The sequence below is a fragment of the Streptomyces albidus (ex Kaewkla and Franco 2022) genome (assembly GCF_013870515.1).
GTDB lineage: Bacteria > Actinomycetota > Actinomycetes > Streptomycetales > Streptomycetaceae > Streptomyces > Streptomyces albidus.
In genome coordinates, this window is the sequence record NZ_JACBXA010000368.1 from 1 (window position 1) to 4,102 (window position 4,102).

Consider the following 4,102-nt stretch of genomic DNA (forward strand, 5'->3'; position numbering starts at 1 on the left):
TGGGCGTGCGGATCTCGCTGCGCCTCGATCTCGCCGCCTACGACGTCTTCGACGCGGGAGAGGATGCCGACGCCGGTGGTGGTGAGCGGAGGGGCCGTGGAGCGGCGGCCATCGTGCAGGTGCACAGCCTCGCTGATCCCACCCTCGTCGCCGACGCCGCCCAACTGTGGCACGGCGCGGACCACTTCGGGCCCCGCGCCCGTATCGACACCCTGCTCGCGCTGCGCCGTGCCGCCCGCGTCTGGTCGCCGCTCGAACGGCTGCTGGAGCGGCCCGTTCCCGACGTGCTGGCGCTGACGGAACCGGAGGTCAGCGACCTGCTCGGCCGCGTGGCTACGCGGCTTGCGGCGGCGGGCGTGGCGGTGCACTGGCCGCGGGAGGTGGCCCGTGAGCTGACTGCCACCGCTGTCATCCGTCCGGCGCCGGGATCCGCCTCGGACGGTTTCGGCTTCTTCGAGTCGGACGAACTGCTCGAATTCCACTGGCAGTTGGCTTTGGGAGACGAGCAGCTGAGCGAGGCCGAGATGGACGCGCTGGCCGAGGCGCACCGCCCGGTCGTACGGCTTCGGGGCCAGTGGGTGCTGGTCGACCCCGGCCTCGTGCGGAAGGCCCGGAAGCGTCATCTCGGTCTCCTCGATCCGGTCGAGGCCCTTTCGGCGGCCCTCACCGGCTCGGCCGAGATGGACGGGGAGACGGTCGAGGCCGTCCCCGTGGGGGCGCTGGCGGCCCTGCGGGACCGTGTCACCGCCGAACTGCCGCAGCCCGCCCAGCCGGAGGGGCTTCACGCCACCCTGCGGGACTACCAACTGCGCGGTCTGGCCTGGCTGGAGTCGATGACCTCGCTCGGGCTGGGCGGATGCCTCGCCGACGACATGGGGCTCGGCAAGACCGTCACGCTCATCGCCCTCCACCTGCGCCGCGCACACGCGGCTCCCACTCTCGTCGTGTGCCCCGCTTCGCTCCTGGGCAACTGGCAGCACGAGATCGCGCGCTTCGCGCCGGGCACGCCCGTACGCCGCTTCCACGGCTCGGACCGCAGCCTCGACGGCCTCGCCGGCGAAGGCGGCTTCGTCCTCACCACCTACGGCACGATGCGCTCCAGCGCTGCCGAACTCGCCGCACGACGCTGGGGAATGGTCGTCGCCGACGAGGCTCAGCACGTGAAGAACCCGCACTCCGCCACGGCGAAGGCTCTGCGGACCCTGAGCGCTCCGGCGCGGATCGCCCTCACCGGCACGCCGGTCGAGAACAACCTCTCCGAACTGTGGGCGATCCTCGACTGGACGACTCCCGGGCTGCTCGGCCCGCTCACCACGTTCCGCTCCCGGCACGCCCGCGCCGTCGAGGGCGGCGAGGACCAGGAGGCGACAGAGCGTCTCGCGCGGCTGGTGAGGCCGTTCCTGCTGCGGCGGAAGAAGTCCGATCCGGGCATCGCACCCGAGCTGCCGCCCAAGACGGAGACCGACCATCCCGTCACTCTCACCCGCGAACAGGGCGGGCTGTACGCGGCGGTCGTCCGGGAGACGCTCGCCCGGATCGAGGCGTCCCAGGGAATCGCACGGCGCGGTCTGGTGATGAAGCTGCTGACGGCGCTCAAGCAGATCTGCAACCACCCCGCGCAGTATCTGAGCGAGGACGCCTCTGCCGCCGCCCCCGCCCGTTCGGGCAAGCTGGAGCTTCTGGACGAACTGCTGGACACCATCCTCGCGGAGGACGGTGCCGTGCTGGTCTTCACGCAGTACGTGGCGATGGCCCGCATCATCGAGCGGCACCTTCAACAGCGCGGCATTCCCCTGCAGTTGCTGCACGGCGGCACCCCGGTCCCGCGGCGCGAGGAGATGGTGCGCCGTTTCCAGGACGGCGAAGTCCCCGTGTTCCTGCTGTCGTTGAAGGCCGCCGGCACCGGTCTCAACCTGACCCGTGCCGCTCATGTCATCCACTACGACCGCTGGTGGAATCCGGCCGTGGAGGAGCAGGCCACCGACCGCGCGTACCGCATCGGGCAGACCCAGCCCGTACAGGTGCACCGCATCATCACTGAGGGGACGGTGGAGGAGCGCATCGCTCTTCTCCTCGACTCCAAGCGGGAGTTGGCGGATGCGGTGCTGGGCGGCGGCGAGGCCGCCCTGTCCGAGCTGAGCGACACGGAGCTGGCCGACCTCGTCAGGCTGAGGAGGACGTGATGAGCGGCAGGGCCGCCCGTACCCTCCCTCCGGTCCCGGCGCGTCCCGGCGCGCGCGGGCCCTTCGCGGAGTCCTGGTGGGGCAGCGCGTGGGTGCGCGCCCTGGAGGACTCCGCCCTGGATCAGGGACGGCTCTCGCGCGGCCGCACGTACGCCCGCGCCGGGCACGTCGGGGCGATCACGATCGGCCCCGGCCGCATCACGGCGTCGGTGTGGGGCAGCCGTCCCCGGCCGTACCGTGCGCTGATCCGGCTGCGGGTCCTCAGCGACCAGGAGTGGGATTCCTTCCTGGACTCGGTGGCGGCCCAACCGGCCCATATCGCGGCCCTGTTGGACAAGGACATGCCGCACGCGCTCGTGGAGGCGGCCGGTACGGCGGGCGTGCAACTGCTCCCGGGGCACGGAGAACTCGACGCCGGATGCTCCTGCCCGGACAACGGCCGTCCCTGCAAGCACGCCGCGGCCCTGTGCTATCAGGCGGCCCGGTTTCTCGACGCCGATCCCTTCGTCCTGCTGCTCCTGCGCGGCCGGGACGAGGAGGAGCTGCTCGACGAACTCGCCCGCCGCAATGCGGCGTCGGCATCCCGCGAGGCCGGTGAGGCCCGCAGGGAGGAGGGCCCCGAGTCGCTGCCCGGCGTCCTCGCACGTGACGCGCTGGCCACATCGCTGCGTCCGCCTCTGCCCGAGCCCCTCGCCCCGCCCGCGGGCCCCGGCGAACCGCCGCTCCTCCCGGAAGTCCCTGGCGGCCCCGACCCGTTGGCGCTGACCTTCCTGGCCACCGACGCCGTCGGCCGCGCTCATGCCGCTCTCAGCGACCCCGGCTTCCTGGAGGACTCGACCGGCCGGAGCGACCCCATGTGGCACGACGCGATCCGACTTGCCGCCACGCACCCCCAACTCACGGGCCGCGGCACTGTCTCGGCCCGGTTCGACCGGCTCGCACGCGGCACGGGGCATTCGGCCGTGGAGCTGGCGAGGGCGGCCGCGGCATGGCGCCAGGGCGACGAGGGGCTGACCGTCCTGGAGACTTCATGGGACCCGCCGGCGGGCAACTTCGACCGTGCGCGCGGGGCGTTGGCCGCCGCGGACCTTCCCCGCATGTCGATCCACCGCAACCACCTCACCGACCCCACCCGCCGCCACCAGCTGCGCTACGGAACGGACCGCCGCTGGTACCCGTACCGCAACGAGGCGGGCGGCAGCAGCACGGGCGGCAGTGTGGGGGGCGCGGAGGACTGGTGGCCGGAGGGCCGCTCGGAGGCCGATCCGGTGTCGGCGCTGACGTATCTGATGGACGGGTGACCCGTATCTGGTGGGCGGGTGACCGCGAGGCGCTGCCGCCTGGGCCGGGTACTCCCGCGGCCGGGTCGGTGCCCCTCAGTGCCACGTCACCCGCATCGCCGTCGTGACCTCCAGCGGCGAGCCGCCCGCCTGCGCCGCGAGGACGCCCGAACCCTCCGGGCTGCGCGTGTAGAGCGGGACGCCGGCGCTCACGAAGGTGTTCCAGGCCGCGGCGAACGTCCCGGCCAGGCGGCGGTTCTCGGCCAGCTGGGACGGCACCGCGTGGTGAATGACGACGTTGGGCACCGGCCTGCCGCGCAGCGCGCGCAACGCGTCGCCCGCGGAAGGCCGGGCCAGCACGTAGCGGGGGACCACGTATCGGGGCGAGGCGAGAGGGGAGACCGCCTCGTCGAAGGCGGACGCGAAAAGAGCCGAGGCCTCGGAGGGCACCCCGTCCAACTCCACGCGGTACGCGCCGGTTTCGTCGGGTTCGAAGGAGACGGCAGCTGAGCCTCGCGGGACCAGACCTGCCGCATGCAGCGCGTCGGCGGTCGCCCAGGCGATGTGGACGAGGACCGGTGAGGAAGCCGTCTCGGCCAGGTGACGCCCGACAGTCCGTGCTCGTAGCCGAGTCCGACG

Annotated in this window: 3 protein-coding genes; 2 read left to right on the plus strand and 1 reads right to left on the minus strand. The window is 72.8% G+C overall.

Features of this window, described 5'->3' with window-relative positions; genetic code table 11:
* Both H5J26_RS28940 and H5J26_RS28945 read left to right on the plus strand, forming a co-directional pair.
* Positions 1-2,183: DEAD/DEAH box helicase (locus H5J26_RS28940; protein ID WP_181768929.1), on the plus strand; the 2,183-nt coding region annotated here is incomplete at its 5' end.
* Complete coding sequence (locus H5J26_RS28945) at positions 2,183-3,484, plus strand: SWIM zinc finger family protein (RefSeq protein WP_181768930.1); 1,302 nt, start codon at positions 2,183-2,185, stop codon at positions 3,482-3,484. The genes H5J26_RS28940 and H5J26_RS28945, both read left to right, overlap by 1 nt.
* Positions 3,485-3,559: 75 nt before the next feature.
* Here H5J26_RS28945 and H5J26_RS28950 read toward each other — a convergent pair.
* On the minus strand, positions 3,560-4,102 hold a 543-nt coding region (locus H5J26_RS28950), incomplete at its 5' end, for a hypothetical protein (RefSeq protein ID WP_210771875.1).

Coding starts and splice junctions, on each gene's coding strand:
- H5J26_RS28945 (WP_181768930.1), top strand. CDS start 2,183: ATGAGCGGCAGGGCCGCCCGTACCCTCCCTCCGGTCCCGGCGCGTCCC.